Annotated in this window: 2 protein-coding genes; both read left to right on the top strand. The window is 74.0% G+C overall.

Annotated features, from left to right (window positions below; all coding sequences use genetic code 11):
* Positions 1-430, top strand: a 430-nt coding sequence (locus E1261_RS44955) for a DUF6504 family protein (protein WP_238176871.1), incomplete at its 5' end; no start/stop codon positions are given.
* Positions 427-859: SAV_6107 family HEPN domain-containing protein (locus tag E1261_RS44950; RefSeq protein ID WP_132416514.1), on the top strand; the 433-nt coding region annotated here is incomplete at its 3' end. The genes E1261_RS44955 and E1261_RS44950, both read left to right, overlap by 4 nt.

The raw sequence follows: 859 nt of genomic DNA, 5'->3' as shown, positions 1-859 counted from the left end.
GTTCACACACGGGAGGCGATGGAGCATGTGGGAGTTCGACGAAGCCGTCGAGGTGCGTTCGAGTGTCGTGGACGGCCTCGAGTCTCCTGAGCAGTTCCTCTGGCGCGGCCGGTTGTGGCGGGTCTGCTCCGTGCAGGCGCACTGGACCGAGACCGCGGCCTGGTGGGAGCGCGGCGTGATCGGCGCGCCCGGGACCCCGGAGCCGGGGATGGCGACCGTGGGTGCGGTGGCGGCCGGACTGTTCGAAGCGGGCTCGGGAATGGCCTCGAGCCCAGCAGCCGTTGGTGTCTTGGACGCGGACTGGGGTCCGCGACGCGCGGTGTACCGAGTGGAGGCGGGCTGCGGCCGGCACGGGCGGCGCGAGCTGTTCGACCTGGCCCACGACCCGGACTCGGGCCGCTGGCAACTGGAAAGGGTGACCGACCGATGACCGTTTCTCCGGTATCTCCGATCGCCGCCGGCGCCGCCGGCCGCGAGCTGTCCCGCGCCCGCGCCGCCCTGGCCGAGGCGATCGACACGAGCGACCACCTCATCCGCTACTCGAGCGCACACATCGCCGCCCTCCGGGTCGCGGCCGCGGTCCTCGCGGTCCGCGCCCGCCCGGTCCGCACCGGCACCCGCCGGCGCGTCCAGCGGAACGCCTGGGTCCTCCTCGCCGAGGTCGCCCCCGAGTTCGGCGAGTGGGCCACCTTCTTCGCCGCCGGCGCCGCCCAGCGCGCCGCCGCCGAAGCCGGCCTGGAGCGCTCCGTCAGCACCCGCGAGGCGGACGACCTGATCCGGGCCGTGGAAACCTTCTACACCCAGGTGGAAGCAAGCCTCCGCCTCTCCACCACCCCCGCCCTCACCGCCACCACCGACC

The sequence above is a fragment of the Kribbella albertanoniae genome (assembly GCF_004348455.1).
Lineage (GTDB): Bacteria > Actinomycetota > Actinomycetes > Propionibacteriales > Kribbellaceae > Kribbella > Kribbella albertanoniae.
Note: the sequence above shows the minus strand (reverse complement) of the source record. Positions and strands in the feature narration are given on the sequence as shown.